The 2,123-nt window shown below is 40.1% G+C and carries 2 protein-coding genes; one reads left to right on the top strand and one right to left on the bottom strand.

Annotated features, from left to right (window positions below; translation table 11 throughout):
- Positions 1-386: 386 nt before the first annotated feature.
- Complete coding sequence (locus WB217_RS15620; protein ID WP_423994173.1) at positions 387-860, bottom strand: Hsp20/alpha crystallin family protein; 474 nt, start codon at positions 858-860, stop codon at positions 387-389.
- A gap of 230 nt (positions 861-1,090) precedes the next feature.
- On the opposite strand from WB217_RS15620, the gene hcp reads away from it, so the two are divergent.
- A partial coding sequence (gene hcp, locus WB217_RS15615; RefSeq protein ID WP_423994172.1) for a hydroxylamine reductase occupies positions 1,091-2,123 on the top strand: 1,033 nt, incomplete at its 3' end.

Here is a 2,123-nt window from a genome sequence, read left to right as displayed (position 1 = left end):
TTAATAAGTAACTAAGAGACCTTATTAGCGCTCAATTTTTCCAAGTATTTCTTTTTCAAGTAACTAAAGGGCCTTATTAGCGCTCACCTTTTCCAAATATTGCTTTATTAAGTGACTAAGAGGCCTTATTAGCGCTCGGTTTTTCCAATTATTTCTTTTTTAAGTACCTAAGGGGCCTTAATGGTGTCATCTTTTTTGCTCTTTTAAGTACTCTGGCTTTAATGGTGGACCAATTTTAAAGGGAACTCATTCTTGTGTGTAAAGCCGGTTTGAATGATACTCTAAAGGCTGCTAATGCTCATTTGTTAGAGTCTCTACAAAAGATCATTTTATATCTTACTTGCCCTTTTTATCTACAAACTGAAAGCAGGCGATTGCCTGCTTTTTTAGTCTTGATCTATTAATATATCTATTTTCTTACCTGGTTTTTTAGCAATTTTTATTTTGAGTAGACCATCGATGTAGGAAGCCCGAATTTTCCTCTCGTTAATTGGCTGAGCAAATGGTATCGTTCTGCTGAACCTTTGCATTGAGGACCTGTGTCTGTGCGTTTTTTCTAAATCGTTGACTTCAGTAGATGTCTCTGACTTATTTACAGTGATCGTTAACGCGTTGTTTATTACATCGATGGAAATCTGGTCTTTTTTAATACCTGGCAGTTCAGCTGTCACTTCGTATTCAGTGTCTGTTTCATTTACGTCAACATGAATGGTGGAATAGGGGAAGGGCTGTCTGAAGAAATCGTCAATACTTTGTAATATTCCTTTTACAGGTTTTTCCTGCATGATATGATTCATTGATTTAAACCATTGTTCCAGGGCTTCATGTCTTTTTGGGCGATCAGGATGGTTAGGTGCCATCGTGTCTCATCCTCCTCTGCAGAAATTCTTATAATAGAATATGAGAGACGGAATGTCCGTGTTCAATTATTCTCTCTACATGCTTTTTACAAAAACATTCCTGCGTTTTTTTTCGTCACCGTTTTTTGAACACTTTGTGAAAAATGCTTTTAGTGTGATTTTGGTCACATTACAAAATTGTTTTCCTTTGTATGCTGAAACAGTAAATAAAGCAGAAGAGGGGTATACACATGTTTTGTTACCAATGTGAACAGACACCAACTGGAGGCTGTAAAGTCGTAGGAGTTTGCGGAAAAGATGAAACAATTGCAAGCCTGCAGGATACAATTATTTTTGCCTTAAAAGGGATTGCAGCATATAGGACGCATGCTAATCAGCTTGGATTTACCGACCCGTTTGTAGACGCAACTACTCACGAAGCACTATATATGACATTAACCAATTCCAACTTCAATGTTCAGGAGCATATTGATATGGCTATGAAAGTTGGCCAATCAGCAGTTCGGGTAATGGAAATACTTGATGAAGCACACACTAGCCGTTTGGGCATTCCACAGCCGGTCCGTGTAAGCCAGAATAAGATTGAGGGAAAGTGCATCGTTGTTACTGGTCATAACTTATTCGCCTTAGAAGAACTGCTTAAACAGACGGAAGGTAAAGGCATCAACATTTATACCCACTCAGAGATGCTGCCTGCCCATGGCTATCCTGCATTGAAAAAATACCCGCACCTAAAAGGAAACATCGGAAAGGCCTGGTTTGACCAGCGCCGCCTGTTTGAAAAATTCCCAGGTGCGATTCTTGCAACGACAAACTGCGTTATGCCAATTAAAGGGTCCTACGCTGACCGTATGTTTACATATGAAGTGACAGGACTTGAAAATGTAAGAAAAATTGAAAATGATGATTTCTCCTTGTTGATTGACAAAGCATTGGAGCTTCCAGAAGCCGATATGAATTCCGAAGAAACCTTAGTCACGGGTTTCCACCACGAAACTGTGCTTGGTCTAGCTCCAGAAGTCATTCAGGCAGTGAAAGATGGAAAGATTAAACGCTTCTTCGTCATAGCAGGCTGCGACGCGCCAGGAAAAGGCGGCGAATACTACCGTGAGCTTGCAACATCTCTTCCTCCAGAGGCAGTAATTCTGACTACTTCATGCGGTAAGTTCCGTTTTAACGATGTTGATTACGGAGTCGTTCCAGGTACGGATATTCCGAGATACATTGACCTTGGACAATGTAATAACTCGGTTTCCACCGTTA

Source organism: Mesobacillus sp. (assembly GCF_049588175.1).
Classification (GTDB): domain Bacteria; phylum Bacillota; class Bacilli; order Bacillales; family Cytobacillaceae; genus Mesobacillus.
The sequence above is the reverse complement of the archived record's forward strand: the minus strand, read 5'-3'. Positions and strand labels throughout refer to the sequence as shown.